26 protein-coding genes are annotated in these 25,907 nt (G+C 37.1%); 7 read left to right on the plus strand and 19 right to left on the minus strand.

Features of this window, described 5'->3' with window-relative positions:
• Positions 1-45: 45 nt before the first annotated feature.
• From H9650_RS03930 to H9650_RS03945, 4 genes are all read right to left on the minus strand, one after another.
• Entirely contained in the window at positions 46-756 is a 711-nt protein-coding gene (locus tag H9650_RS03930; protein ID WP_144540369.1) for a CpsD/CapB family tyrosine-protein kinase, read from the minus strand.
• Position 757: 1 nt separating this feature from the next.
• Entirely contained in the window at positions 758-1,486 is a 729-nt protein-coding gene (locus H9650_RS03935) for a YveK family protein (RefSeq protein ID WP_144540371.1), read from the minus strand.
• Between the two features lie 138 nt (positions 1,487-1,624).
• Positions 1,625-2,305, minus strand: coding sequence for a hypothetical protein (locus H9650_RS03940; RefSeq protein ID WP_191696614.1), 681 nt, complete (start codon positions 2,303-2,305; stop codon positions 1,625-1,627).
• A gap of 127 nt (positions 2,306-2,432) precedes the next feature.
• A complete protein-coding gene (locus H9650_RS03945) occupies positions 2,433-3,575 on the minus strand; it encodes a hypothetical protein (protein ID WP_191696615.1) in 1,143 nt (380 codons plus the stop codon).
• A 382-nt stretch (positions 3,576-3,957) separates the two neighbouring features.
• Here H9650_RS03945 and H9650_RS03950 point away from each other — a divergent pair, with 382 nt between their 5' ends.
• From H9650_RS03950 to H9650_RS03960, 3 genes are all read left to right on the plus strand, one after another.
• Positions 3,958-5,523 (plus strand): NlpC/P60 family protein, encoded by a 1,566-nt coding sequence (locus H9650_RS03950; protein ID WP_191696616.1) that lies wholly within the window; start codon positions 3,958-3,960, stop codon positions 5,521-5,523.
• A gap of 163 nt (positions 5,524-5,686) precedes the next feature.
• Positions 5,687-5,926: a hypothetical protein gene (locus H9650_RS03955; protein ID WP_191696617.1), complete on the plus strand. Its 240-nt coding sequence runs from the start codon at positions 5,687-5,689 to the stop codon at positions 5,924-5,926.
• Positions 5,927-5,981: 55 nt separating this feature from the next.
• Positions 5,982-6,434 (plus strand): hypothetical protein, encoded by a 453-nt coding sequence (locus H9650_RS03960; protein WP_144540382.1) that lies wholly within the window; start codon positions 5,982-5,984, stop codon positions 6,432-6,434.
• A gap of 348 nt (positions 6,435-6,782) precedes the next feature.
• On the opposite strand, the gene H9650_RS03965 is transcribed toward H9650_RS03960, so the two are convergent.
• The 6 genes from H9650_RS03965 to H9650_RS03990 form a co-directional block, all read right to left on the minus strand.
• Entirely contained in the window at positions 6,783-8,045 is a 1,263-nt protein-coding gene (locus H9650_RS03965) for an erythromycin esterase family protein (protein ID WP_225215887.1), read from the minus strand.
• Between the two features lie 17 nt (positions 8,046-8,062).
• Positions 8,063-8,794, minus strand: a complete 732-nt coding sequence (locus H9650_RS03970; RefSeq protein ID WP_191696618.1) for an ABC transporter permease — start codon at positions 8,792-8,794, stop codon at positions 8,063-8,065.
• A complete protein-coding gene (locus H9650_RS03975; protein ID WP_151111208.1) occupies positions 8,795-9,505 on the minus strand; it encodes an ABC transporter permease in 711 nt (236 codons plus the stop codon).
• On the minus strand, positions 9,502-10,413 hold the full coding sequence (locus tag H9650_RS03980) for an ABC transporter ATP-binding protein (RefSeq protein WP_191696619.1): 912 nt from the start codon (positions 10,411-10,413) through the stop codon (positions 9,502-9,504). Before H9650_RS03980 ends, H9650_RS03975 begins: the two co-directional genes overlap by 4 nt.
• Before the next feature lie 113 nt (positions 10,414-10,526).
• Positions 10,527-11,894: a sensor histidine kinase gene (locus tag H9650_RS03985; RefSeq protein WP_191696620.1), complete on the minus strand. Its 1,368-nt coding sequence runs from the start codon at positions 11,892-11,894 to the stop codon at positions 10,527-10,529.
• Complete coding sequence (locus tag H9650_RS03990; protein ID WP_191696621.1) at positions 11,891-12,559, minus strand: response regulator transcription factor; 669 nt, start codon at positions 12,557-12,559, stop codon at positions 11,891-11,893. The genes H9650_RS03985 and H9650_RS03990 overlap by 4 nt, the downstream gene beginning before the upstream one ends.
• Positions 12,560-13,558: 999 nt before the next feature.
• Here H9650_RS03990 and H9650_RS03995 point away from each other — a divergent pair.
• Positions 13,559-13,696 carry a hypothetical protein gene (locus H9650_RS03995; RefSeq protein WP_191696622.1) on the plus strand — a complete coding sequence of 46 codons (138 nt, stop codon included), beginning with the start codon at positions 13,559-13,561 and terminating at the stop codon, positions 13,694-13,696.
• Between the two features lie 184 nt (positions 13,697-13,880).
• Here the strand turns inward: H9650_RS03995 and H9650_RS04000 are convergent, their stop codons facing one another.
• Genes H9650_RS04000 through H9650_RS04040 form a run of 9 tightly spaced genes read right to left on the minus strand, consistent with a single transcriptional unit; the run spans position 13,881 to position 21,635 of the window.
• Positions 13,881-15,482: a class I adenylate-forming enzyme family protein gene (locus H9650_RS04000; protein WP_154311411.1), complete on the minus strand. Its 1,602-nt coding sequence runs from the start codon at positions 15,480-15,482 to the stop codon at positions 13,881-13,883.
• Positions 15,483-15,491: 9 nt separating this feature from the next.
• The gene (locus H9650_RS04005; RefSeq protein WP_144540396.1) at positions 15,492-16,271 is read right to left on the minus strand and encodes an enoyl-CoA hydratase/isomerase family protein; all 780 of its coding nucleotides are present in this window, start codon (positions 16,269-16,271) and stop codon (positions 15,492-15,494) included.
• A 17-nt stretch (positions 16,272-16,288) separates the two neighbouring features.
• The gene (locus tag H9650_RS04010) at positions 16,289-16,687 is read right to left on the minus strand and encodes an acyl-CoA thioesterase (protein WP_144540398.1); all 399 of its coding nucleotides are present in this window, start codon (positions 16,685-16,687) and stop codon (positions 16,289-16,291) included.
• A gap of 16 nt (positions 16,688-16,703) precedes the next feature.
• Entirely contained in the window at positions 16,704-17,084 is a 381-nt protein-coding gene (locus H9650_RS04015; protein ID WP_144540400.1) for a hotdog family protein, read from the minus strand.
• Complete coding sequence (locus tag H9650_RS04020; RefSeq protein WP_144540402.1) at positions 17,081-17,452, minus strand: hypothetical protein; 372 nt, start codon at positions 17,450-17,452, stop codon at positions 17,081-17,083. The genes H9650_RS04015 and H9650_RS04020 overlap by 4 nt, the downstream gene beginning before the upstream one ends.
• Entirely contained in the window at positions 17,453-18,298 is an 846-nt protein-coding gene (locus tag H9650_RS04025) for a 3-hydroxyacyl-CoA dehydrogenase family protein (protein ID WP_144540404.1), read from the minus strand.
• Between the two features lie 24 nt (positions 18,299-18,322).
• Positions 18,323-19,498, minus strand: coding sequence for a thiolase family protein (locus tag H9650_RS04030; RefSeq protein ID WP_144540406.1), 1,176 nt, complete (start codon positions 19,496-19,498; stop codon positions 18,323-18,325).
• 32 nt (positions 19,499-19,530) lie between these two features.
• On the minus strand, positions 19,531-20,829 hold the full coding sequence (locus tag H9650_RS04035; protein ID WP_144540408.1) for a GntP family permease: 1,299 nt from the start codon (positions 20,827-20,829) through the stop codon (positions 19,531-19,533).
• Between the two features lie 29 nt (positions 20,830-20,858).
• Positions 20,859-21,635 (minus strand): enoyl-CoA hydratase/isomerase family protein, encoded by a 777-nt coding sequence (locus H9650_RS04040; RefSeq protein ID WP_313955914.1) that lies wholly within the window; start codon positions 21,633-21,635, stop codon positions 20,859-20,861.
• A gap of 373 nt (positions 21,636-22,008) precedes the next feature.
• On the opposite strand from H9650_RS04040, the gene H9650_RS04045 reads away from it, so the two are divergent.
• The 3 genes from H9650_RS04045 (at position 22,009) to H9650_RS04055 (ending at position 25,852) form a co-directional block, all read left to right on the plus strand.
• The gene (locus H9650_RS04045; protein ID WP_144540412.1) at positions 22,009-23,013 is read left to right on the plus strand and encodes a LacI family DNA-binding transcriptional regulator; all 1,005 of its coding nucleotides are present in this window, start codon (positions 22,009-22,011) and stop codon (positions 23,011-23,013) included.
• Positions 23,014-23,245: 232 nt separating this feature from the next.
• Positions 23,246-24,667 (plus strand): aldehyde dehydrogenase family protein, encoded by a 1,422-nt coding sequence (locus H9650_RS04050; protein ID WP_154311413.1) that lies wholly within the window; start codon positions 23,246-23,248, stop codon positions 24,665-24,667.
• 12 nt (positions 24,668-24,679) lie between these two features.
• Positions 24,680-25,852 carry an iron-containing alcohol dehydrogenase gene (locus H9650_RS04055; RefSeq protein WP_191696623.1) on the plus strand — a complete coding sequence of 391 codons (1,173 nt, stop codon included), beginning with the start codon at positions 24,680-24,682 and terminating at the stop codon, positions 25,850-25,852.
• Positions 25,853-25,907: the final 55 nt, after the last annotated feature.

Consider the following 25,907-nt stretch of genomic DNA (forward strand, 5'->3'; position numbering starts at 1 on the left):
CCATTCAATTTAAATAGAAAAACGAGTGATTAGGATGGTTCCCAATCACTCTTCAGATCCATAATATTGATAGTAGTAATGATCTTTTTGAAGGACATAGTTATTTAAAACCGCCCCCAAAATATTTGCCTTAGAAGAAATTAATGCTTCTTTAGCCTTCAATAGTGCATCCTTTTCTGTATTTCCTGCACTTAACACGATAACTGTACCATCACATAAATTAGATAATATTTGTGCATCGGTCACTGATAATACAGGAGGAGCATCAAAAATAATCATATCGTATTTTTCTTTCAAGTCTTCCAATACCTTTTCCATCGTCTTAGAACCAAGCAATTCAGCTGGGTTCGGAGGAATTGGGCCACATGTAATTATATCTAAATTTTGTACATCATCATGCTTAATAACTTCCTCTAAAAGAGCTTGGCGCGTAAGCAAATTAGAAAGACCTAAAGTGTTGGTTAGATGAAAAGTATAATGCACTGTTGGCTTTCGCATATCACCGTCAATCAGGAGCACTCTCTTTCCTTCCTGTGCAAATACCACAGCACTATTTGCAGCCACTGTGGATTTGCCCTCACTAGGGGAGGCAGAAGTAAATAACATAGATTTTATTTCCTTGTCTGGCATTGAGAAGTTGATATTTGTTCTTAGCGTTCTAAATTGTTCTGAAACAATTGCCTTAGGATTAGATGATGTGATCAGCTTTCTAGCTGCAGTCAATAATGGTTTATTTTTCTTTTTGTTAGTTGGCATTTCACAACCTCTTTCGTCTATCGATTACTTCTAGTTTGGTGTCTTGAAGATCTTTTTCTGAAATATTACTGATTAAACCTAACACAGGCAGGTTTAATAATTCTTCTATATCTTCTTCTGTTTTTACAGTCGTATCTAAATATTCTAATAGAAAAGCAAGTCCTACTCCAAGCATCAGACCAATTACCGCTGCTATTGCCATGTTTAACATTGGATCTGGCTTAACAGGTGAAGGATTATCTCCAAGAACAGCTGGAGTTAGAACACTAACATTATCTACTTGCATCAGAGTCTTTATTTGCGCTTGAAAAACCTGAGCAGTTTTGTTAGCAATATCCACCGCTCTTTGAGGATCAGGATCTTGAACCGTAATATTGACTACTTGCGAATCCTCTGCATTATTTACTGTAATTTTATTGGTCAAGGCAGCAGGTGTAGTATTTAAATCCAACTCATCAATTACTAATGATAAAATCGCTGGACTTTTAATAATCACATTATATGTATTAATAAGTTGAAGATTGGTTTCTATATCCTGTGAACTAAACGTATTTACCTCTGTTTTCTCTTGATTTATTAAGATCTGTGTTGACGATTGGTAAATAGGAGTTATAACAAAATAGCTCACTACCGCACTGATAGCTAATGCAATTATCGTCAATATTATAATTAATGATAATCGCTTTTTAAGTGTTTTAAAAATATCTTGAAGTGTTATTGTTTCTTCCATTCAAATTGATAACTCCTTCTATCTTTTATTACTAAATTAGACAATGCTAAAAAGTTTATATTATTCTATCATAGACAAACTTATTAAAACTACTGATAACAATCCTTATGCAAACTAAATGAATATTTATTCAATAATTTAATTTCCTAAAGCCTTTTTCAATATACTATCTCGTCGGGCTTTCTTTTTTGCTTCATACTCTTCTTCCATTGCTTTAGCTTCAGTCTTATCAAAGCCATTTGCTGCTAAGTCTTTTTCGACGGCATTCAAAACTGCATCAAACACTTTGTCTGTGTTCCCTTCCAAATCCTTTGCAGCAGCCATATATTTGTTATAAAAATATCCAACATTAATTTTTTCGCCATTTGCTTGTTTGTCTACGTATTCTTTTTTAGCTTTAACAATCAAGGCATTTACTTTCGTATCTGCTTGATCCTCTAATCCTTCTAAAGCAGGTGTATATTTTTCTTTAATCGCAGCAACCGTAGTTTCATTGGAGGAACCAGAGCTTGTCCCTGAAGAATTATCGGTACCATCATTTCCAGTTACGTTATTGGAGCTCTCTCCGTTTCCATCGACAGCATTGTTCCCTACAGTTTCTCCACTTGTTCCCTCTTCTTCTATCACTTCACCATTTTCATCCATAGAAATAATAACTCCACCTGGCAGCTCTACTTTATACGGTTCTTTTTCTACAATTTCTTTTACTTCGTCATCTGCAACATCATATTCCTTAAATTTAAACGTATACAGTAAGTAACTGCCCCCTGCGATAATTAAAACAAGGACAATAATAGCAAAAATCTTCAACTTCTTCATTGATATATCCCTCCCGAAAAGTAACCTTAGTTTAGCATGATAAATATTCTAATAGTAGATAATGTGCCAACATTATGTATAAAAACCCACCACTTTTTATATGTGGTGGGCCTAATAGATTAGTAACTTATTTAAATGTAATGGTAAAATCCACATTCATCGGCACGCCATTGTTTACTGTTAAAGGAAGTGAAATTGTTTTTCCTTTTACATCTCCCAATGAGTCAGCTCCAGGAACCAGTGCTTTAACGTAAGCCAGTCCCTCTGGTGAAAGAGGAGTGAAACCATTAACATGAGTTACTCCCAATTGACTAACCACATTATTAAAAAGTTCTTGCCCTAAATAATTCGCTACATCCTCTGGTTTTGCATCAGCCTTAACTGTCACAGTTACAGCGTTCAGTCCAGTTGATTCTAACGTAGCAATATTACTTTGAGCTGCATTTAATGTTGTGACTAAGTTAGCAATTTTAGAGTTAAGAATCTCTTGTTGTAGCGGATTAGCTGCATTATCAATTGCTTTTTTAGCTTTAGCTACCTCCTCTAATAATGCCGCTATAAACGGATTGTTCGTGGAAGATGGTAGACTGCTTAAAAGAACATTAATTTCATTGTAGGCAGCTTGGGCTTCTATAAGTTTACCCGCAGCTAAGAAATCGTTAATTTTAACAGTTTTCATATAAATAGTTACAGGAACCATTAGCTCAGCGCGCTTAGCATCAGCTGGCTTTTTGTACTGTTCAAGTAATAAATCTCGAGCTGCCTTACCTGAAAATCTATATAAGATAGCTGTTCTACCTTTTAGCTGATAGGATAATTTATGATATTCTTTTTCAACTGTTGCAAAATCATTCCTAGATTGAGCATTGTTAATATTATTCATAATAGGTACAAGATATTTTGTCGCGTAATTATATGCATCAATATATGGAACCATTCCTTTTGATACTTTCTCATCGTACAGTGCATCTAACTCTCTTAGATATGATTGCTTTTGTGAAGAAGAATAGGTAGACGAAGCTATCAGATTTCTAGTTTGTTGGTAGTTCTTCTTTGCACTATTTAACGATGAATTAAGTGAGTTACTTGATACCAATTTGTCTTCCAACGCCGGGTAAACATAATGTGTCGTACTTCGATTCAATTCAGCTTTTGTTACCTCAATGGATCGATTTACATTTGATGTGTTCCCATAAGCCACGGATGAAAATGATAGAACTGAAGATGTTAACAATACTGCTGCTGCCGTTTGTTTCCAAATCCTTGTCATATTACTCCTCCTCTTATCTAATAGTAAAGTATGTTGAGAATGACCAATATATTTCAACAGCTTCATAGTACTCTCCGTTTCGACAAATTTCAAACAAAAACCCCATAAATTCACAATTTTCGTACCATTTATATGGATAATTTAATTAACTATGGTAAATTATATCTATTTCACAAATTCCTTTTTTAGGATTTTTATCCTTCAATATATTCATAACTATAAAATTAATTTTTAGTAATTAGTAGTATATTAAAGTCATAATATTTTATTAATTTCATTTTTTAGGGATAAAATAGCATTTTATTTTTCCATTTTAAACCATATAATATATTTATAAACAACCATTCGGTTATATAGTTGTTAATAGGAAAGGAGCAAGAATTTGAAGAAAATCATCATGATTGTCGCCTTGTTTGTTCTGCTATTGTCCTCTTACACTACCGCATCAGCCGCTGCACTATATAAGGACATTGTGGATACCCATCCAGACAAAGCCGCCTTTGATTTCTTAGTTGCAAAAGGTATTATTGTTGCAAATTCGGCTAGTAATTTTGGTATAAATAAGGATATGACTCGCTTAGAGGCTGCTGAATTATTCGTCGAAGCACTTGACCTTGATACTACTAAACCATTTGAAGTAATAGTGACGGATCTAGATTCAGATCACGCTAGCTATCCAATCATTGCAGCTGTAGTAGAAAAGGGGATTATGAGCCTCGATGAAGAAGGTGCATTTAATAGAGAGCAGCCGTTTTCTAGAGGAGAAGCTGCGGTTTTTCTTGTTCGAGCATTTGGATTGACTGGAACTGTTCCGAAGACTTTTAAAGATGTACTACCGGAATATTGGGTGACGGATGATATAAAAACACTGCAATTTCACAATATCATTAGCACCTCTTCCGACAATACTTTTAGACCATTAGAAAATGTAACAAGAGGAGACTTTGCTGTTTGGTTAGCACGTAGCCTTCAGCCAGATTTACGTAAAACCCCCACTCCTGCTGCTCCTCCTACTAAGTCCTGTGAGAAACCTAGCAATAAAAAAATAGTGAAAGTAAATGTTCAGGTCACTACACTGTGGAAGCTGCCAAACGCTTATCGTACTGTAGATAAACCGTCTATAACGGCTCCTGTAGACATTCATAAATGGACAAAAAATATGAGTCAAAAGGAAAAATGGTGGTTGGTTAATAGAGTCGACACCCAAGCATTGTTTGGAGATGAAGTAACCATTTTGAAAACTAGTGGCAACTGGGTCAAAATAGCTGTAAAGGACCAATATGTTCCTAACCAAAAGGAAGGCTATCCGGGCTGGGTGCCAAAATCACATATAATAGAAACAGCTAAGGATTATTCAGATTGCTCCATTGCAGTAGTAAATGCAAAAAGCACCATGCTTTATAGCGATACTGCAAAAAAAAATAAATACATCAGTCTCAGCTACTCTACTATCCTTCCAGTCATCAAGGAAGAAGGCAATTGGTTACACGTGCAAACTCCACAAAACGGCGTGAAGTACATGCAAAAAAAAGAAGCGAAATTATATAAAAACTATCAATCTATCCCTAAACCAAATCAAAAGGATATCTTGAATAGTGCCAAAATGTTCCTAGACCTCCCATATCTCTGGGGTGGCACCTCCTCCTTTGGATATGATTGTTCAGGCATCATCTACTCTGTCTACAAAAATCACGGAATCATCATTCCAAGAGACTCCTTTGTTCAAGCAACAAAAGGGAAAGCTGTGTCAAAGGCTAACCTTCAACCAGGAGATTTAGTGTTTTTTGCAGGTAATCGAGGAAAAGGAAAGGTATATCACGTGGGTCTTTACATCGGAGAAGGTAAAATGCTTCATGCCCCAAGCTCCTCCTCTAAGGTAAAAATTGAGTCGATGAATGTTGGGACCTTTAAGACGAATTATGCAGGTGCACGGAGATATTTGGACTGATTAGATGGAGGAAAAAATTTAGTTAAACTGCTGCGGCTAAGGCAGCAGTTTTTTTAATTTGAATTCCTAAGCTATTTAAAGAAGCCGAATTTGCGCGATCAGGAATAATGTTGAAACTTTTTACGTGTAAAATCAGTAAGTATGATAGATAGGAGGAAGAATAATGAAAAAAATAATTAGTATTTTCATCATTGTACTTATCTCAGTTGGAGTAGCTGATTTAATACAGGGAGTTATTTTAACACTGCTTTATAATCCAAATTCTTACTCAACAACAAATGGTTTAGAATTGGCGGGCTACCTACAATATACTATTTCCGCCTTAACCGTAACTTTTGCGCTATGGGGTGTATATAAGGTGAAGAGTTTTATAACACGCACTAAACCTTCGATAAAAATATAGTTCTACCATTTTATGTAACACATTCCGAATCTCTACGTCTATTGTAGATAAAGGGGTGATAATCATTAGAAGGATTTTAACAGTAAGTATCATCGGTCTAATTATTATTGGATTTTTTGTTTTTGAGCCTTTTCGTTCAGAGCCTCCTTCTCCAACTGTAACAGTTGGAAAAACAAAAATTTCTACCACACAGGGTTCTTATTGTTGGAACGGACCGATATCAGCCAAGTGTGTTGATATGGTTTATACCAGTCCGTTAGATATGGCAAAAAAACATACGCCCACATCTGTTTCTCCAGGAGAAGAAATTAAAATTGATTTTAGAAAAGACCCCATCGATGAATCATTAATAGTGGAGCAATGGATCGATGAAGAAAATGTAAATGCTATTCAAATGAAAGATAATTCAATCGTAGCTCCAAAGGAAAAAGGAGTATATGTCTACTATATAACAGCTGATTGGAAGCAAGGAGACGGAAACTATGCTTTCTCAGTTGTCGTTGAATAAAGATTGTTTTACACTTTCGACCGTCGCGTATAATAAATATGCTACCTTTTCAATGATGCTATTGCATATTACGAAATGCCGAGTTAAGTGCTGAAATTTATCCTACTAATATTGAAAACATGAATGAAAAATCACAAATTTCCACTCTCAGCGGACGCTTTCCGTGGCATTCAACAAAGAGATAAATGTTCGTATTTTATTAGTAAAGTGCTATTTTGAAATGAGCTCAGTTTTAATAACAAAAACAAGTCCTAGTCATAGCTTATACACTCCCATATTCCAATATGTTATAAAAAACAAAACGAATCCATTTAGATAACTAAATATCAAAATGGATTCGTTTATTTTTTATTCTTTTACACTAGTCGGTGTTGCTTCCTTTACGATAATCATACCGTCATATGCTTCATTCGGTGTCATTTCAATCGTATAAAACATCTTTAAAAACTTGTACCACATACGAAAGTCATCCCCGATATTAGCCATCTTTTGCTCCGAAGAAATTATATCCGATAACTCATCTGACTCACTCGCATTTTCAAAATCCACAAAGAAAGTATTTGATTCCACCTCACTGAAGGCATCCACTAAATCATTGTGATTCTTCACTGTAAAATTCTTTCGTTCCCCACTACCATTTTTCGATTGAAACTTACTTTTGATAAAGTCGCTACCTATTGCAAAATACTCTTCACCGTATCGTTCATCTAAATAATTTCCCATCGACTTATAGCCAGCTAAAGATGCTGATGTTTTTTCAATATGTCCATTATGACCATTGATAAATACTTTTTCGTTTCCTCGTGCTGCTTCATAATCAATAATCCATTGTAAGTTGTCCGTTAAATATTGATCGCGAAGCTGCGTGTATTCTCCTTCATTCAAAAACAATTGCGTACGCTGCTTCAAAATTTGCGCATTTTGTAGGGCAAAGACATGGGATTCCTCGGAAGATTGTTCTACATAAGCTGCTTTATTTGATTGTAAGTCTAAAATGATATTTTCAACTGTTTCATTGATATCGTGCAATTGCTCCTTCGTTAACTCACGCATTTTCTCATTGGTGACGATCTCCAACTTTGAGTCATAATTTTTGAACAAATCTGGGTTTACGGCTTTGTAGTATTCGAGCACGCCTTTTTTACTATAGTCATAGCGTTGCATGTCATTACCATAAAAATAAACCTTCTCTTCCTCGCTCGCTGTCGCGTTATAATCATGCATCCATTGTACAAGATTGACCATTTGCTCCGTTTTATAAATACTATAGTCTAGCGTGTTTACTGCCTCTTCAGCTGTGCCATTTCCATTTAAAATGAATTGATTTATTTGCTGTCCACCTCCGAAATCACCCTCTAAGACAAATACACGGACATTTTCATTTTTTATTAACACCTCAAATACATCTTTTTTCAGTTTTTGAAATTCAATGTTCCCATGTGTTGCCTCCCCTAAGCCGATTAACTTCACATTATCTGGGATGTCAATATCCTCCACTTGGGTAATGTATGATTCTGCATCGTCAACTGCTTCGCCATTGCACCCGATCAATAAAACAGAAATAAAAATTACCAAACATAATATAAAACTCTTATTATTAATTTTCATCATCCCCTTAAACTTCCTTCTTAAATTGCTTTCCTTTGAAAATATAAATATCCACCGACAAAAAATAATATAAAGCTTCCGCCTACAACGGTTAATAACTGATCCCAAGGAACGAAAAATGTATCGCCAGTCTCACCACCGATATACATCATCAAAAAAGGCTGTGCCCAAGGATAGAAAGAACCTAAACGCTCTGAGTTTACAACAAGTATTGTAGGCAATGTCAGGATAACGTTAACAGCAAAAGGCGCTGCAAAGCTCTTGAATAGTATAGACATCCATAACTGCAGAGCAACTAATGGCAATGTCGCTACCCATCCCCCAACCAAACATTTCCACACTATCCCCATTGGGAAAGGATCGGTGAAGCCTTTTACCATCCCTACTATGTATAGAGCAGCAAAAAATAATATTTGTACAACCAATACAAGCAGCATCAACAATAAATACTTCGCCGTAAATACTCTTCCCCGCGTTACAGGTAATGCTAGAAGCTGTTTCCAGCCACCTGCCTGATGTTCATATCTGCAAATGGCACTTGCTAAAACTCCTGTTATCAAGGGTAAAAATAGTAAAGCATAGGATAAATTCATGGACAGTAATGATAAATACCATTCATTAATCTCCATATCTTCATTGGAAAACCTGCTTGTTAATCCAAGAAAAATACCTATAATTGGTACGGTAAATATTATGAACATAATCTTTGAATGTCGAAACTTAAACCATTCTGATTGTAGAATTGAGATCATTTATTTCACATCCCTTCTCATAAAGTCGAGCATTCCAACGATATACAATACAATACCTACTCCAATCCCAAGCAGCACATTGATCAACGGCTCATCCCATTCGTTCATTAAAGATGGCCACTTCCATATCATCCAATCAGGTAAAACAAAAGCGGAAAAGGCAAAAATCACACCTAAGACCCCGGTCGTAATCGGAATCCCTTGGTTTTGGCTCACGGATGCAATCCAGAGTTGCAACGCAAGTATTGGCAAGGCTGCAAAATAAGGATAGAAGCTATATTTCAATAACTCCAAGTAAGGAATATCATTTCCTAAATTTAGTAAAACTCCATAACAAAGTGAAAATACTAATAGTAAAAGAGAAGACACAAATAGTAAGCTTGCAAGTACAGTAAATTTCGATAAATACACACCCATTTTGGAAACAGGCAACGAAATCAGTTGCTTCCAAGCATTTGTTTCATTTTCTATACTCGCTATAAAAGAAGTTAATATGGCAATTCCTAATACAAGTGCAAGAGGGGTAAAAGAATGTACATTCATAAAATAATATCCCCAATCATCCTCACTCTGCTGTAATAAGTAATCTTTTCTGACTCCATAGTTAACCATCTGCAAGGCAATAACTCCGAAAGGGCCTAAAAACGCTAGAAACCATAATCCTTTACGTTTTATTTTCAAAAAATCCGCCAGTAAAAGTTTCCCAATCATACTACCTTCTCCTCTGTAGTCATTTGAAGGAAAGTATCTTCCAGTGATCTTTTTTCCTCTTCTACACGGTAAATTGAATAGCCCCCTTGAACGAGCGTAAAGACTGCTTTTGCCACTCCTTCATTTGAATGTTCCGACAATAAAATGATGCCATCCTGCCACTCAGCTTTTATTCCATTTCCTAATAATGAGCGCCACGCTTGCTCACTATCACTAACCTTTAATAGAATCTTCTGCTGTGCGTACTTGCGCAAAGCTTCGATGGAATCCTGGTAAATCATTTTTCCTTTCGTAACTATTCCGACTGTTGTCGCCATTTGATCGATTTCCGATAATAAGTGACTGGAGATCAAGATGGTCATACCTGTTTCGGCGGGTAACTGTTTAATTAGATTACGAATCTCAATAATGCCGGATGGGTCTAGCCCGTTGGTCGGCTCATCTAAGATTAGTAACTCCGGATTGTTTAATAGGGAAGCTGCAATCCCTAATCGTTGTTTCATTCCTAGTGAAAATCCTTTTACCTTTTTATTCGCTACTTCGGATAACCGAACAATTTCTAACACCTCGTGAATTCTTGTTTTTGGAACACCTAAAATCTTTCTTAATGCCTCTAAATTTTCATAAGCAGTTAAATGGGGATAGTAGGATGGATTCTCTACTAGGGAGCCCACTCTTTTTAAAATGTCTATTCTTTCTCTTTTTAAATCCTTTTCAAAGATTTGAATCGTACCGGATGTTGATTTCATCAAACCTAAAAGCATTCGGATGGTTGTTGTCTTTCCTGCTCCATTAGGTCCTAAAAATCCGTATATTTCTCCTTTACGTATTTTCATATCCAATCCTACTACGGCATTTTCCTTACCAAAACGTTTGGATAAATTGTTTGTATGCACTACATATTCCATTTCCCTCACCTCATTTTCTATCTTAGAGATAGAATATTAAAACTAGGTAAGGGGCAAGTTTAAATTTTGTTTAAAAAAAGTGTATTTGAAAGGATGCCCCTTCAAATACACCATTATTTGTATTTCTTTAATTTAATGGTTGTTCCCGCTTCACTTGACTCAATATCCCAATCTAGCTTCATACCCTTTACCATCATATCAACAATAGACAAGCCTATTCCTGCACCTGCTTCATCGGATTCATTTTTCATCCCGTTTCCTTTGTCTGAAATTACAATAGCATCGTATAGATTTGTAGATTCGGTTTTAACACAAATATATCCTCCGCTTTTTGCATGGCGAAGCACGTTTTGCAATAAATTATCTATTATACTTCCTAACCAAATAGGGTCGATTTTCCACTTATTTTGTTCGAACGGAGTCAAATTGACTTCAAATTTAAACTCTTCCTTTTCAAAGACAGGGTACCATAAAGCTAAACATTCACGTACATAACGAATAACATCAATATCCTTTGTTTCAAATTTATATTTACTAGCCATTAGTAACGTGTATGACATCAAGTTTTCAATCAGTCTGTCAATATTTACAACAGAGGCTTCCAAGGATTCTATCGCTTTTTGACCTTCCTCCGATAAATCTTCTTTAGCAATGGAATAAGTTTGAGCCCTTACCTTTGTTAAAGGTGTACGAAGATCATGAGAAAGATTAGCGATTAGCTCTCGACGTAGCTGTTCCTCTTTCTGCTCGCTCTGTTTGCTTTCCCTTAGCTCAAATACCATTTGATTGAACGTTTTTTCAAGCTGTCCAATTTCGTCCTTCTTTTTCACCGTAATCTCAATCGGTAGCCCGTCCACATCCCGTATTTCCATTGCCTCTTGCAATTGCAATAACCGTTTTCTAATACTCCTAAAGAATAAAAAGGATACTAATAAAAACAGAAAAATAATAAAAATAACACCAGATACAAAAATAAGTCCATATTCATCATAAATATTTTTAAGAGGTGGATCAAACTCTGACCTAGGCATCTCCAGTACAATGAAACCATTCATTTCATCTTGTCCAACAAACGCAATAACTGTAAATGGGTCCCCTCCATAGTGCTGTTTTATAAATTTTGCTGTATATACTGCCGACCACTCGGCAGGCAACTGCTCCTTTACGTTCACTTGATTAGCGAGCGTCCCTTGACCATCCACCCAGAACATTGATGCTTTTGGATGTTGCTGCTTCCACTTAGTAAAATGCTCTTCTATTGTTTCAGAAGTCACAACTTGCATACCATTTGCTTCTTGATGCCATTTTTCCTCTACGTCACCTTCCTCTATAGTATGGTTGTTTAAAGTGTCACCCTGCGTGTTACTAGAAACACCAAATACAAATAAAGCAATAATTAAATAGGAAACTTGAACAATAGACATTGCTAATAGAATCAGAAACATATACTTCGCTAGTAAGGACCGGAAAAACCTCTTCATATTTTTACCCTATACCCAATTCCGCGAATGGTTTCAATAATTGATGGTTTTGCTGGGTCCCTTTCAATTCTCTCTCGTAAATAACGAATATGAACCATCAACGTCTTATCTCCTTCGATATAACGCTCTCCCCACACTCCCTCATACAGCTGTTCCTTTGTTAATATTTGATTCAAATGACGAACGAAGTACTGCAAAAGATGATATTGCTTGCCGGTTAATTGGATTTCCTCATCTTTTTCACCGTCTACTATTCTCATGTCCTTTGTATAGATCATCAGATGCTGAAGCTTTAATATATCGTCATTCTTTTGGTATCTCCGTAGCAATACTTCTACACGAGCTGCAAGCTCATCTGGATGAAACGGTTTTGTTAAATAATCATCTGCAAAATTTAGCCCCTCTATTTTATCCTCCACCGCAGTCCTCGCAGAGAGCATTAAAATAGGCAGGTCTCCCTTTTCCTTTTTAATACGCCTCCCAATTGAAAAGCCATCTAACCCTGGAATCATCACATCCAAAATTGCCATATCCACACTTGAAATATACTTTTCAGCATCCTGTCCAGATTTCAGCCATGTCACCTCATACCCTCTTTCTGTTAAATCCTTTCTCACCCAGTTTCCTATATCCACTTCATCTTCTATGTAAAGAATGTGTACCATGTTTGTCCTCCTGTTATTGGGATTGTGATTTGTTAGCTGAATCGCTACATGCTTCTAAGAAATTAGAGTCGTTTAAGACCATACCCTTTCAAAAAAAACTCTCTACCTCAGTTAAGGCAGAGAGTTTTGTTCCAACCTTGTATAGTTAACTGGTGTTCCATGAAATATCTCTCTCGCAATTCAAATGGCTAAAAGACTCCAATAGCTCGCTAAATATATAGAGCGGTCGAGGGATTGTCATAAATCTTGCTCGCGGAGTGGAGCAGGATGGCGATTGTCGTAAAGTAATGCTGGATTGTAGTAAACTAGCGACCTATTGTCGTAAACTAGCCCTGGATTGTCGTAAACTAGCCCTGGATTGTCGTAAATCTTGCTCGTGGAGTGGAGCAGGATGCCGATTGTCGTAAAGTACCGCTTGATTGTAGTAAACTAGCGACCTATTGTCGTAAACTGAGCCGGGATTGTCGTAAATCTTGCTCGTAGAGTGGAGCAGGATGCCGATTGTCGTAAAGTAACGCTGGATTGTAGTAAACTAGCGACCTATTGTCGTAAACTGAGCCGGGATTGTCGTAAATCTTGCTCGCGGAGTGGAGCAGGATGCCGATTGTCGTAAAGTAACGCTTGATTGTAGTAAAGTAGCGACCTATTGTCGTAAACTAGGCTTGGATTGTCGTAAACTAGCCCGGGATTGTCGTAACCAGCCCACAGGTTATCGTGAAAGCCAGTTATACGGCACAGTCTTTTTTAGCACTTGCAATGGTCACTAAGATTTAGAAACTCATTTCAAAATTCCAACAATGCAGACATTATATCATGAATGATTCTAAGACAATACAAATAATCCTATTATTGTATTTAATAGAATGCATATTCCTATAATAGTTTTTTCTAAGATTAATAATTAAACAAACACCGAAACCAGCTAGAGCGTTTGGATGGGGTTCAGCTTTCAATGATGTGTCGTTCCACAAGTACTTTTTAGGGTTGCAGGAAAAATAAGTGACAAATACACTTTTAGCTTTAGATAAAAATAGCTTAAACAAGATTAATACTGCATTTGTTGCTCCAAAGGTTATAGCCGGTGGCAGGATGGTTCATGTGGGGCAGTTAATAAATAAGCAAGGCCATATTAAGTAAATAAAAATTTGATAACTACAATAAAGCAGCCAAAGTACCATCATCAATATCATAACATGCATAAAACCAGGGCCTAACTATGGTCCTTTAATATTTTCTACACGCCCTTTACTCCAGTTATTAAAAAACTCTCTACCTAATTAAAGATAAAGAGTTTTTTATCATACCCAGCTCTCTAATAAGGTTAAACTGTTTCCTTTTTTAACATTCGCCTCAATATTTTGCCAGAGCTTGTTTTTGGAAGTTCCTCTATAAATTCTACTTCTCGTGGATATTTGTAGGCAGACATTCTTTCTTTTGCCCATTCAATAATTTCATTTTCTGTTGCGATTGATCCTTCTTCTAGGACAACAAAGGCCTTGACTGACTCTCCTCTTATTGGATCGGGAATGCCAATTACTGCTACTTGGTTAATTTTTTCATGTTGTGAAAGCATTTTTTCTACTTCCTCTGGATATACACTGTAGCCGGAGCATTTTATCATTTCTTTTACTCTTCCAAGAAAATAGAGAAAACCGTCTTCATCAAACTTCCCAATATCACCTGTTACAAAGTAATCGTGGAAAAAAGATTTTTGTGTCTCCTCGTTTCTTCCTTTATAGCCTTTGAAGACACTTGGTCCCTTTACAAGAATCATTCCTTGTTCCCCAATGGCCATTTCTAAATGATAATTTTCAAAATCTACCACTTTCACGTCAGTATCAAATGTAGGCTTTCCAACTGAGCCATATCGAATGTCACCTGGTGGAGTCATCGTATTGCCAGTATGAGTTTCACTCATGCCATAAGCAAATTCCATTAGCGGCTTACCAGTTATAGATTTCCATTCATCTGATATCTCTTGAGACAATTGAACACCAAAGCTAGTTACTATATCTATTTTAAGTTTACTAAAATCAATATTTTGGATAGAAGGTTCTCTCATCATTTGTATGTTCATAGGGGTAGTCGTATATAATACCGTAGCATTATATTGCTGGAATGCCTGGAGCATTCCCTTTGGATCGAAGCGTGTAAGCAGCACAACTGACGCTCCTACTTCCATTGCACTTAGTAGACCGACCAATTTCCCTGCTATATGAAAGATTGGCATAACACTAATATAGGTATCTTCTTTAGTGAATCCAAAGTTCTTGGCTACACAAGCTGCTTGGAATTCTGAGTTTTGAAATGTAAGCATTGCTCCCTTTGGAGAACCGGTAGTACCAGATGTATAAATGATCAGACTAACATCTTCTGCCATATTAATGTTTGTATTAATATCATTGCTGTACTGGTCATTTTGCAATATTGTCATCCAGTCATAGGTGTCCTCCCATCGGTTTTCGAGCACTTTTTCTGGAAATGCCGGGTAAGGGTTTTCTGGCAAATAATCCTTATAGTTTGTTACTATTTTACTTTCTACTTTCGTTTCACTCTCTATTTTTTGAAAAACTTCATATAAATCCGGAGTAGTAAATATAGCTTTGGCTTCCAAGTCATTAAGCTGATATTTTAGCTCCCACTCTTTGAACATGGGATTACATGGTCCTACTATTGCCCCTATTTTTTGAATAGCAAAAAAAGCAATCACGTACTGCGGACAATTTTGAAGGAAAAGAGCGACGGTATCCCCTTTTTGAATACCCTTGTCAGTCAGAAAGCTTGCTACACGTTTAATCGAACCCCAGAGTTCCCCATATGATATTTGCCTTCCATAAAAGTTAATCGCTGTTTTCTCAGGAGTTGTTTGAGCATGCTGTTCAATATACGAATGGATTGGCTTATTTTGTAGAGCTAAATGCATAATAATCCCTCACTTTCCTTTAAAATTTGAAGAACGTTTTTCAATAAAGGCCTGCTTGCCCTCTGCATAATCGACTGTATAATAAGAGGCTAGTGTTGAATAAGTCTGTACTTGGAATGCATTTTCTATCGTCATCCCATCGCTATTGTGCATTGCCTTTTTCATTAGGCCAATTGCTCTTGTAGCACTACTAGTTAAATGAATTGCCAAGTCCTCAACCACTTCCTCCAGTTTATCTTGTTCCACTTGCTTATACAGTAGTCCCCACTCACTTGCCTCATTTGTTCCGAACATTTCTCCTAAAAAGAGATAACGTGCAGCTCGATGATATCCTATACGTTTTTGCAAAAGATATGTACCTGCAGATATCCCTCTTAAAACGAAAGGCAGTCCAAACTTAGTCTCATTCGAAGCAATGATAAAGTCTGCTGCCAACGCAATTTCAAAACCGGCTCCTAATGCGTATTTATGTGCCTTCACTATAATCGGCTTCTCTAAGTTTTTCATAGCTAAAACTACTGCAGGATATCCATCCGAGTACTCTGTTAATTTGTCCGTAGGATTTGGATTTTTTTCTGTTCCCATATCAACTAGGTCATCCCCTGCACAAAATGCCTTTCCCAACCCCTCTATTATAATGACACGCACTTCATCATCTTTTTTAGTTTGATTTAGATAATGAATAAGATCTGCAACCATATCATTATCTAATGCATTCAAGGCTTCCGGGCGATTAAGTGTAATTCTCGCAATATTATTTTCCACTTTATATATAACTTTCGTTCCCATTTGATCCCTCCTTTAATCTATTGTTCAATATACAAATGCCTCTCCAGTTCTTCTCTTATATGATCGGGGATAATCTCACTTTTGTTCTCTTGGACATTATAGTTAACGTATATCGTATTTGCTTGAACAGTTAGCTTATTTCCTTGCCATATTTCTTCATATAGTTCTAGACTAGTGTTGCCGATGCGTTTTACCCAGCATTTTATTTCTACGCTAGTACCAAAGTAGATTTGTGCCTTGTACTCTACAGTTGTTTTTAGGATAATCATTTTCCAATTACTAAAGCTAAGGTCTGGCATGAACAAAGAGAAAAGTTTGTTTCTACCACCTTCAAGCCAGACAGGTACTGTGGTGTTATTAATATGCCCTACGCCATCCGTTTCAGAAACTCGTGGTTCTACAATTGTTTGATACATTACAATATCTCCCTTCCTATAATTTACTGTTCAACATAATCGACCAGATTCCTTCTGCCACTGGATGATCATCTGCAAGAACCTCGATATGAATATCATAGATACAACTTTTTTTAGTGAGGGTATTATTTTCACAAATTTGATAATCTACTGAGATAGTTTCTCCAACTTTTACGCCTTTTCTAAATCTCCAATTTTGTCCTACAACTGCTACTAGATAATCTTCCAAGTTGAATGTCCTGTTTAAAATTCCAATCGCGACCATCACAAGCTGACGGTTGTCTATATAATATTTTAGATTTGATTTTTGCTCGTTTAGCATCATTTGAAAAAGTTCTACATCTGTTTTGTATATAGTTCGATGAATAGGTGTTTTGACTTGATTAATAAAATTCAAATCTCTAACATCCTTTCTTCACAGAAATAGATTAAAGATCCTTCCATGACTAGCTCATCTTCTTTTTTATACACAGAGAACCTTAATACTTCGCCTCTTAGTCTGTAAACTACATAAATTTCGTCACCCACTGTGATACTTTTTTTATAGTAACTAGTAAATTCATGAATTTTAGTAAAAGGGATTTCCTGCTTTTCTATCAATGATATTGCTAGAGTAAAGATTGTGTCACCATGTAAAATAACACTTTTGAAACGAGAATTTTCCATTAAAGGCATATTGGAATGAATATTTAAATTTCCTTCCCAAATCATAGGGAGTAAAAGATGGTTTTCTGTTATTTTTAGTTGACCTGTTTGTTTTTCCATCTAGTTATAGTCATAAAAACCTTTACCTGATTTCTTCCCGAGCTTTCCGGCTTCCACCATTCTCTTGAGTAATGGACATGGACGATACTTGGAATCTCCGAAGCCCTCATACAGGCTTTCCAGTGCATACAGTGTTGTGTCTAATCCACATTCATCTGCCAAGCGTAAAGGTCCGATAGGATGGTTTGCCCCTAACTTCAGACCTCGATCTACCTCCTCCGGATCTGTACCCTCCATTACTAGAAATGATGCCTCATTCATCATTGGTAGTAAAATTCGATTGACGATGAATCCAGGATAATCCTGAGCAATGACCGTTTCTTTATTGATAAGGTTTCCGTATTCCCTCACCCTTACAAGGGTATCTTCTGAAGTTTCTATTGAGGTAATAATTTCTAATAGTTTCATAATTGGTACTGGGCTAAAAAAATGCATACCTACTACTTTTTCTGGGCGATTTGTTACAGAACCAATTGCCGCAATGGATAATGATGACGTGTTGCTTGCTAATATAGCATTAGGTTGAACGATCTCATCGAGTTGCCTAAACACCTGTTGCTTTAAGTCTAATCTTTCAGGAACTGCTTCAATAACTAAATCCACATCTTTTCCATCTTGAATATTAGTTGAAAAAAGTATAGAATCATTAATTCTTTGTTCATCCGTAGGGGTATACTTTTCTCTTTTTAACATTGATTGAATGCTTTTATTTATAAAATTTTTCCCTCTTGTTAAATCTTCCTCTGAGCGGTCTGTTAATACTACTGGCAAACCTGCTAATGCAAAAATCTGGGCAATTCCACTACCCATCAGACCTGCCCCCACTATCATTACTTTCTTTTCCATGTTGCTTCGCCTCATTTCTATATATTAATCTTGGAATTGGACGTTTTTTACTATTACCGATGCACCCTGACCACCACCGATACATAATGTTGCCAGACCATATTTTTTGTTACTTCTGATTAATTCATGTACTAATGAAACTATAATTCTAGATCCCGAGCTTCCTACTGGATGTCCTAGTGCTATGGCGCCGCCATTTACATTGACAATACTTTCGTTAATATTTAGTTCCTCTATCACAGCAAGTGCTTGTGCTGCGAAAGCTTCATTTAGCTCGATAAGATCTATATCCTCTATTTCCATGCCTGCTTTTTCTAGTGCAAGCCTTGTTGCTGGAACTGGTCCAATTCCCATCACCCTTGGGTCTACCCCAGCAGAAGCAACAGAAATTATCTCTGCTAAAGGAGTTAACCCATATTCTATAACCAATCTCTCCGAAGCAATAAGTATCACAGAGGCACCATCATTTAACCCAGATGCATTTCCTGCTGTGACAGTCCCATCTTCCTTAAAGGCAGCTGATAGATTCTGTAATGCATCTATTGTTGTAGCCCGTGGATGTTCATCCACTTTGAATTCTTCTTTTTTTGTTACAATTGGTACAATTTCCTTTTCAAATACACCATTAGCAATGGCCTTAGCTGCTTTTGTTTGACTACGTAAAGCATACTCATCCTGTTGTTGACGAGAAATATTATATTGTTCCGCCACATTTTCGGCAGTTACTCCCATATGATAGTTTTCACTTGAGCAAACTAATCCATCATGTAGCAAACTATCTTCTAGCTGAATGGCCCCTAATTTCTTTCCCCATCTACTCTCCTTCGATATATAAGGAACATTGCTCATACTTTCTGTTCCACCGGCAATGATTAGATTCCCATCTCCGGCCTTTATTTGCTGATAGGCTAAGGAAACAGAACGCATACCAGAGGCACATTGCTTGTTGATAGTCATTGCTGGAATGGAAGTAGGCAAGCCACCCTTTAAGGCAGCTTGCCTCGCCGGGTTGGCTTTCCCTCCAGCTTGATAAACATTGCCAATAATGATTTCATCTATTTTCTCTAATGGGACTTTCAAATCCTTGACCATTGCTTTTATCACTTCTGCGCATAATTCTGAAGAGCTAAATTGTTTTAAACTTCCCCCAAATCTTCCTACAGCTGTTCTTTGTGCAGATACTATATATACTTTTTCCATCAGGTCACCTCATTTTGTTAGTAAACTAGCATTTATGTGAAAATAGTAAATAAGATTACAGCTAATGCAGTTGCACACATTGTGAGCACTACGGCCATCAGAGCTACCGCAGGATATGCCCGTTTAAAGGTTTCATGACTGATATTACGAATAGTCGTAACAATATAACCGTTGTGTGGTAACGATGCCAAGCCATCAGATGACATTACGGATACTCTGTGTAATGCACCTGGATCTACGCCCATATTTAAATAAATTGGAGCTAAAATAGGAAGTGAAATTCCTAAACCACCAGATGCGGAACCTGTTAATCCAGCTATAAGATTGATACAAATTGCCATACTTAACAGTGGTGGACCAGGGATTTCTAATACGGTTTCAACAATTTGTGTGAATCCTGTAGTCAAAGCTGCGACCTTACCGAATGCGATAACAGCACTTGTATTACAGATAGCTACTATTGCATCGTTGGAGCCTTTTCCTAAAACATCCCAAAAGCCAGTGATGAATTTGAACATAGTCAGACATGCAACGATAATCGCACCTAAAAGTGCTAAAATGGCAGCAGTATTGGCATTAAATAATTGTGAATACGTAACCATTCCACCTACTACTACAATTATCGGTAACAATGCAACCACGATATGGGGTAATTTCTTTTTATTTTCTTCGTCGGTCTCAATATCTGAGTCATATTTTTCAAATTTTTCTCCTCTTTTAACTGCATTTCTAATCAGTAAATGAAGGAAAAAAGTGCCTAATATAAAGTTAAATGCAGATGCAATCATACCAATCCAAAAACCTGAATAAGGGGTTGTTCCAAAAAATTCTGTTGGCATAATGTTTTGAATTTCAGGTGATCCAGGCAAGAACATTGTAAAAGTAACAGAACCGAAAACTAATGCCGCTGGTATAAATCTTCTTGGTAAATTTGCATTTCTAAACAAAGAAACTGCAAGCGGATAAACAGCAAAGCCTACTACAAATAAAGATACCCCTCCATAGGTCATGATGGCACAGGCTAACACGACTGCCATGACAGCACCTTTAGGTCCAATAATTTTCATAACCCATTCAGCAATGGCCTCTGCAGCTCCTGTTTCTGCCATAACCTTTCCAAAAATTGCCCCTAGCAGGAACAATAAAAAGTACGTAGCAAAGTAACCAGTAAAGCCCTGCATATACGTACCTGTCATAGCTTCAATAATGTCTTGTCCAGAAGTTAATGCAACAAATGCACTTGCTGTAACCGCACTGATAATTATATTTATACCCTTTACGGTCATATAGATTAGAATCGCTAAACCAATCAACAACATAAATACACTCATCCTACATCTCCCTATCCTAATCCAATTTTTTAATTCTTAAAGACTGGCTTTCTCTTTTCTATAAAAGCATTTATTCCTTCATAGGCGTCAACATGATGAAAAGTTTTACAAAAAAGTTCGGTTTCCTTTTGGATTCCCGCAGCAAAAGAAATTTCATAGCCACACTCCATAGATTCTTTTATATTTTTAATAGAGTTTAACGATTTCTCTGCAAGCTTCGTTGCCCATTCCAATGCAACTGCCATACCAGTTCCTGATGTTGTCACCTTATTCACTAAGCCTATTGATAATGCTTCATCAGCACTAATGCTATCTCCAAAGAACATTAACTCTTTCGCTTTCGAAATTCCTATTAGCTTTGGTAATCTTTGAGTTCCTCCTCCACCGGGTAAAATCCCTAGATTAATCTCTGGTAAACCAATCTTCACATGCTCCTCTGCTATTCTAAAGTCGCAGCTTAACGCTAGTTCACAGCCTCCCCCCAACGTGAGACCGTTCAGCATAGCAATGGTAGGCTTCACCAATCTCTCAATATATTGAAAGACTTGATGATTCAGTTCGACATGCTCCACCATGTCATTTCGACCAAGCCAAGTAGGAAATTCTTTAATATCTGCCCCTGCCATAAATGCCTTTTGTCCTGCCCCAGTTAATACAATGGCCCTTATATCTTTATCTTCCTCCATCCGTCTAAATGTCTCTAACAACCCCTGTGCTACCTTACTGCTTAATACATTTACAGGAGGGTTATCAATAGTTATGATGGCAACTTTGTCACTTACAGTAACTTTAACTAGTTCGCTCACTATATCACCTTCTTTTTAATTTTCTTGCTACTAAAAACGCAGTCTTACTTTAAACATCCACCAAGTAAAAACAGTTTAATCTAAAATTTTACCTATCACTTTTGGTCCTTTCTATGTTATTTTTAATAAATGAATACGTTTACATTTTTACTTTTACGTTTGCACGAATAAATATACTTTCTCTTTTGTCTGTTGTCAACATATTCTGAATTTTTATATTATATCATCGTAAACTTAAAAAAATTCCTACCAACCATTTTATATTTTTTCAAATCTCTGTCTAATGGATTTTAAGATAAAATAGTGAGAAAAGTAGATAATGATTGTATAATTTACTCAGAATAAGAAAATATTCTATTTGGAGGTAATCCCATTGGTATCATCTAAAGATGTGGCTAAACTAGCAGGAGTATCGCAGGCTACGGTTTCTCGTGTCCTTAATACTCCTGATTTAGTTAAGAAGCCAACACTTGAAAAAGTTCAGAGAGCAATCAACGATTTAAATTACATTCCAAATGCTCAGGCACGTTCTTTAGTTCAAAACAAATCCAGAACGATCGCTCTATTATCTGGTCCATTGCATAATCCATTTTTTGTGGATACTACGACCGCTATTGTCAATTATGCAAGTCAGATGGATTATCGAATTCAAGTACAGTTTGTAAACGATCATAAACTAAATGACGCATATACGATTGCTTTGGAACATAAGGTGGATGGAATCATTCTCTCCTGTATTTTAAATGACGATCCTATTTTTGAAAAATTGAAGCGGATGAATGTTCCCTTTATCACCTATAATCGCAAGCATCAAAACAATGAGTACTTTGTAGAAATTGATAATTATGAGGCTGGTTATTTGTCTGCAAAACATATGATTGACCAAGGACATGAACTAATCGCCTGGGTTGGAGGCCCACAAAATTTTAGCACCTTCTATCATCGTTTCCAAGGATTCAGTCAAGCATTAAAAGATGAGCGAATTGGCTTAAAACCAGAATATATATTTAACACTGATACAACAAGTACCGATATTTCGGCATCCTTCCACCAATTGATGAACCTAAAAAATCCTCCTTCTGCAATTTGTGCTGGCAGTGATTCTCTCGCTCTTAATGTAATGGATAATGCTATTAGTATGGGCTTAGAGGTGCCAAAGGATGTTAGCATCATTGGAATTGACAATGTAGATCTTAGCTCTCATGGTTCTATTCAACTCACTACGGTAGGCAGCATTTCAGGTAGGAATTTGGGTCACCTAGCAATACAAAAACTAATAGATATGATTGAAAACAAAAATAATAGTTGCGTTAAAATAACAGAACCTGTTAAGATATTTCCAAGAAGCACCACATCTCAAAAAGTAAAACAAACTTAAAGAGTTTGTTTTTATTTTATAGTAAAATGAATGCGTATACATTTCTTTTTATGAAGTTATGAATACGTAAACATTGTAAATCTTTAATTAAAATTTGTACAATCCCAGACAGGATAAAATTCATCATATAAAGTTGCTATCAGTCCTATCATAAGAAATTAAGACGAGCAAGTGGTAATATATTGTTACCCAGAGCTTTGTATGGCTCTCACACAACGAAAGGATGATTCAAATGGAAAGAAAATATTTTGTAAATGGTGAATGGAAATCTTCAGAGAAATATGCGGAGCTGTACTCCCCTCATACGAAAGAGCTTATAGCGAAAATACCTCAGGCAACTCGTGAGGAAGTGGATGAAGCAATTGAAGTGGCGTACGGTGCACGTGAGAAAATGGCTGCTTTAACAGCATTCGAACGCTCTGCTATTTTGGAACAGATTACACAGCTATTTATAATTCATCGTGAGGAAGCTGCAAAGATTATTTCCTTAGAGGCTTCAAAGCCTTTGAAATATGCGTATGGAGAAATCGATCGGACGATTGAAACGTATAAATTTGCTGCAGAGGAAGCTAAGCGTTTAACTGGAGAAATGATTCCGATGGATGCTGCAAAAAATGGCGCTGATCGATTTGGCTATACAATCGAGGAGCCTATCGGTGTAATCGGAGCAATTACTCCCTTTAACTTCCCACAAAATCTAGTAGCACATAAAGTCGGACCTGCTATTGCAGCAGGAAATACGATTGTATTGAAGCCTGCTTCACAGACTCCTCTTTCTGCTTTATTTTTAGCAGAATTGATCGAGCAAACGGCACTTCCAAAAGGTGCTTTTAATGTAGTGACTGGTAGCGGTCGCGAGGTTGGCGATGCTTTAGTTGAAAGCGACAAGGTGAAGATGATTACTTTCACTGGTAGTCCTGCAGTAGGTAAGGGCATTCGTAATAAGGCAGGCTTAAAAAAGGTGGCGCTTGAGCTTGGGTCTAACGCAGGTTTAATCATCGATAAAAATGTAGATTTATCTAAAATTGTACCGAAATGTGTGATGGGTGCCTTCTCTAACCAGGGGCAGGTTTGTATTTCGTTACAACGTACGTATGTAATGGATGAGATTTTCGATGAGTTTATCGACCAATTTAGTGAGATGACGAAGAAGCTTGTTGTCGGTAGTCCATTCGATGAGTCGACTGACATTTCTGCAATGATTGCTGCTAGCGAATCGGAGCGAGCTTTGGAATGGGTCGAGGAAGCTGTAGAGCATGGTGCTGAAATCATCACTGGCGGTAAGATTGAAAACGATGTGTTTCAGCCTACTATTTTAAAAAATGTAAATGCTATCTCAAAGGTTTCCTGTCAGGAGGTTTTCGCACCGATTGTTGGGGTGAGTCGCATATCTTCTATTGAAGAGGGAATTGAAGCCATCAACCACTCGGACTTCGGACTACAGGCTGGGATTTTTACTAACGATATTCAAACTGCATTTAAAGCCTCGAAGCTTTTAGAGGTTGGCGGCGTAATGATTAATGACATTCCTACCTATCGTGTAGACCAAATGCCATATGGTGGTGTGAAGGACAGCGGAACTGGCAAGGAAGGCATAAAATATGCAATCCATGAAATGACTGAAACAAAGCTTGTTGTATGGAATAATCAGTAAGGAGTGTGCAATATGTCAGAAAAAATTACGTTTACACCAATCAGCTATACAGGATGGGATTCACTTTCCCATCTTCTAGCTGAAGTGAAACGCTTTGAAGTGAAGAAAATATTAATCGTCACAGACCCTTTTTTAAAGGATATCAGATTGACTAATAAAGTCTCGGAGCCACTAGAGAATGCTGGCTACAACGTTCAAATATATACAGATGTAGTGCCAGAGCCACCTCTAGCAATCGGCGAAAAACTTGTTTCCTATACACGTGAACATGCCTTTGATATGGTAATTGGCGTCGGTGGTGGTAGTGCTTTGGATTTATCCAAGCTTGCAGGAGTGCTAGCTTCTCATGATGGTAATGTGGCAGATTATTTGAACCTAACTGGAACGAAGCATATTACCCATAAAGGTTTACCAACTATTTTAATCCCTACCACTTCTGGTACTGGATCAGAGGTTACAAACATCTCGGTGTTGTCCTTGGAAACTACAAAAGACGTGGTGACGCATGATTATTTATTGGCGGACGTGGCAATTGTAGATCCAGCATTAACAATTTCCTTGCCTCCGAAGGTAACTGCTGCAACGGGAGTAGATGCACTGACACATGCCGTTGAGGCGTATATCTCTAAGAATGCAAGTCCTGTGTCGGATGCATTAGCGCTACAGGCAATTCGGTTGATCAGCAATTCTATTCGCACTGCTGTATCGAATGGTGATGATAAACAAGCTCGTACAGATATGAGCTACGGCAGCTATTTAGCTGGCCTTGCCTTCTTCAATGCAGGAGTTGCTGGAGTACATGCACTCGCTTACCCGCTTGGCGGGCAGTTCCATATCGCACACGGAGATTCCAATGCTGTGCTTCTCCCTTACGTCATGGGATACATACGTAAAAGCTGCGAAAAACGCATGAAGGACATATACGATGTAATGGGCTTCAGCTCTGCTAATCTATCACAGGAGGAAGCATCCTATAAATGTGTCGCTGAGTTAAAAAGATTAGTAGAAGATGTTGGAATCCCTTCTAACTTACAAGGCTTCGACATTCCAGACAGTGCCTTGGAAAGTTTAACTGAGGATGCATTGAAACAGAAGCGTATATTAGCTCGAAGTCCGATGGAGCTAGGACATGAAGAAATTTCTGCGATCTATCAAGCTGCTTTTGATGGGAAGATTGTGGAGTAAACTGCTTTGAGTTAATCCCTGTGCCAGTTGAAGGCATAGGGCTTTTTGTTTGGAA

Source organism: Psychrobacillus faecigallinarum (genome assembly GCF_014836595.1).
Lineage (GTDB): Bacteria > Bacillota > Bacilli > Bacillales_A > Planococcaceae > Psychrobacillus > Psychrobacillus faecigallinarum.

Coding starts and splice junctions, on each gene's coding strand:
- H9650_RS04020 (WP_144540402.1), bottom strand. CDS start 17,452: ATGGAAAAACAAACAGGTCAACTAAAAATAACAGAAAACCATCTTTTA.
- H9650_RS04055 (WP_191696623.1), top strand. CDS start 24,680: ATGTCAGAAAAAATTACGTTTACACCAATCAGCTATACAGGATGGGAT.
- H9650_RS04010 (WP_144540398.1), bottom strand. CDS start 16,687: ATGTATCAAACAATTGTAGAACCACGAGTTTCTGAAACGGATGGCGTA.
- H9650_RS04005 (WP_144540396.1), bottom strand. CDS start 16,271: ATGGGAACGAAAGTTATATATAAAGTGGAAAATAATATTGCGAGAATT.
- H9650_RS04000 (WP_154311411.1), bottom strand. CDS start 15,482: ATGCATTTAGCTCTACAAAATAAGCCAATCCATTCGTATATTGAACAG.
- H9650_RS03990 (WP_191696621.1), bottom strand. CDS start 12,559: ATGGTACACATTCTTTACATAGAAGATGAAGTGGATATAGGAAACTGG.
- H9650_RS04030 (WP_144540406.1), bottom strand. CDS start 19,498: ATGGAAAAAGTATATATAGTATCTGCACAAAGAACAGCTGTAGGAAGA.
- H9650_RS03980 (WP_191696619.1), bottom strand. CDS start 10,413: ATGGAATATGTAGTGCATACAAACAATTTATCCAAACGTTTTGGTAAG.
- H9650_RS04050 (WP_154311413.1), top strand. CDS start 23,246: ATGGAAAGAAAATATTTTGTAAATGGTGAATGGAAATCTTCAGAGAAA.
- H9650_RS03965 (WP_225215887.1), bottom strand. CDS start 8,045: ATGATGAAAATTAATAATAAGAGTTTTATATTATGTTTGGTAATTTTT.
- H9650_RS03985 (WP_191696620.1), bottom strand. CDS start 11,894: ATGAAGAGGTTTTTCCGGTCCTTACTAGCGAAGTATATGTTTCTGATT.
- H9650_RS04025 (WP_144540404.1), bottom strand. CDS start 18,298: ATGGAAAAGAAAGTAATGATAGTGGGGGCAGGTCTGATGGGTAGTGGA.
- H9650_RS03940 (WP_191696614.1), bottom strand. CDS start 2,305: ATGAAGAAGTTGAAGATTTTTGCTATTATTGTCCTTGTTTTAATTATC.
- H9650_RS03945 (WP_191696615.1), bottom strand. CDS start 3,575: ATGACAAGGATTTGGAAACAAACGGCAGCAGCAGTATTGTTAACATCT.
- H9650_RS03930 (WP_144540369.1), bottom strand. CDS start 756: ATGCCAACTAACAAAAAGAAAAATAAACCATTATTGACTGCAGCTAGA.
- H9650_RS04035 (WP_144540408.1), bottom strand. CDS start 20,829: ATGAGTGTATTTATGTTGTTGATTGGTTTAGCGATTCTAATCTATATG.
- H9650_RS03975 (WP_151111208.1), bottom strand. CDS start 9,505: ATGATTGGGAAACTTTTACTGGCGGATTTTTTGAAAATAAAACGTAAA.
- H9650_RS03935 (WP_144540371.1), bottom strand. CDS start 1,486: ATGGAAGAAACAATAACACTTCAAGATATTTTTAAAACACTTAAAAAG.
- H9650_RS03955 (WP_191696617.1), top strand. CDS start 5,687: ATGAAAAAAATAATTAGTATTTTCATCATTGTACTTATCTCAGTTGGA.
- H9650_RS03970 (WP_191696618.1), bottom strand. CDS start 8,794: ATGATCTCAATTCTACAATCAGAATGGTTTAAGTTTCGACATTCAAAG.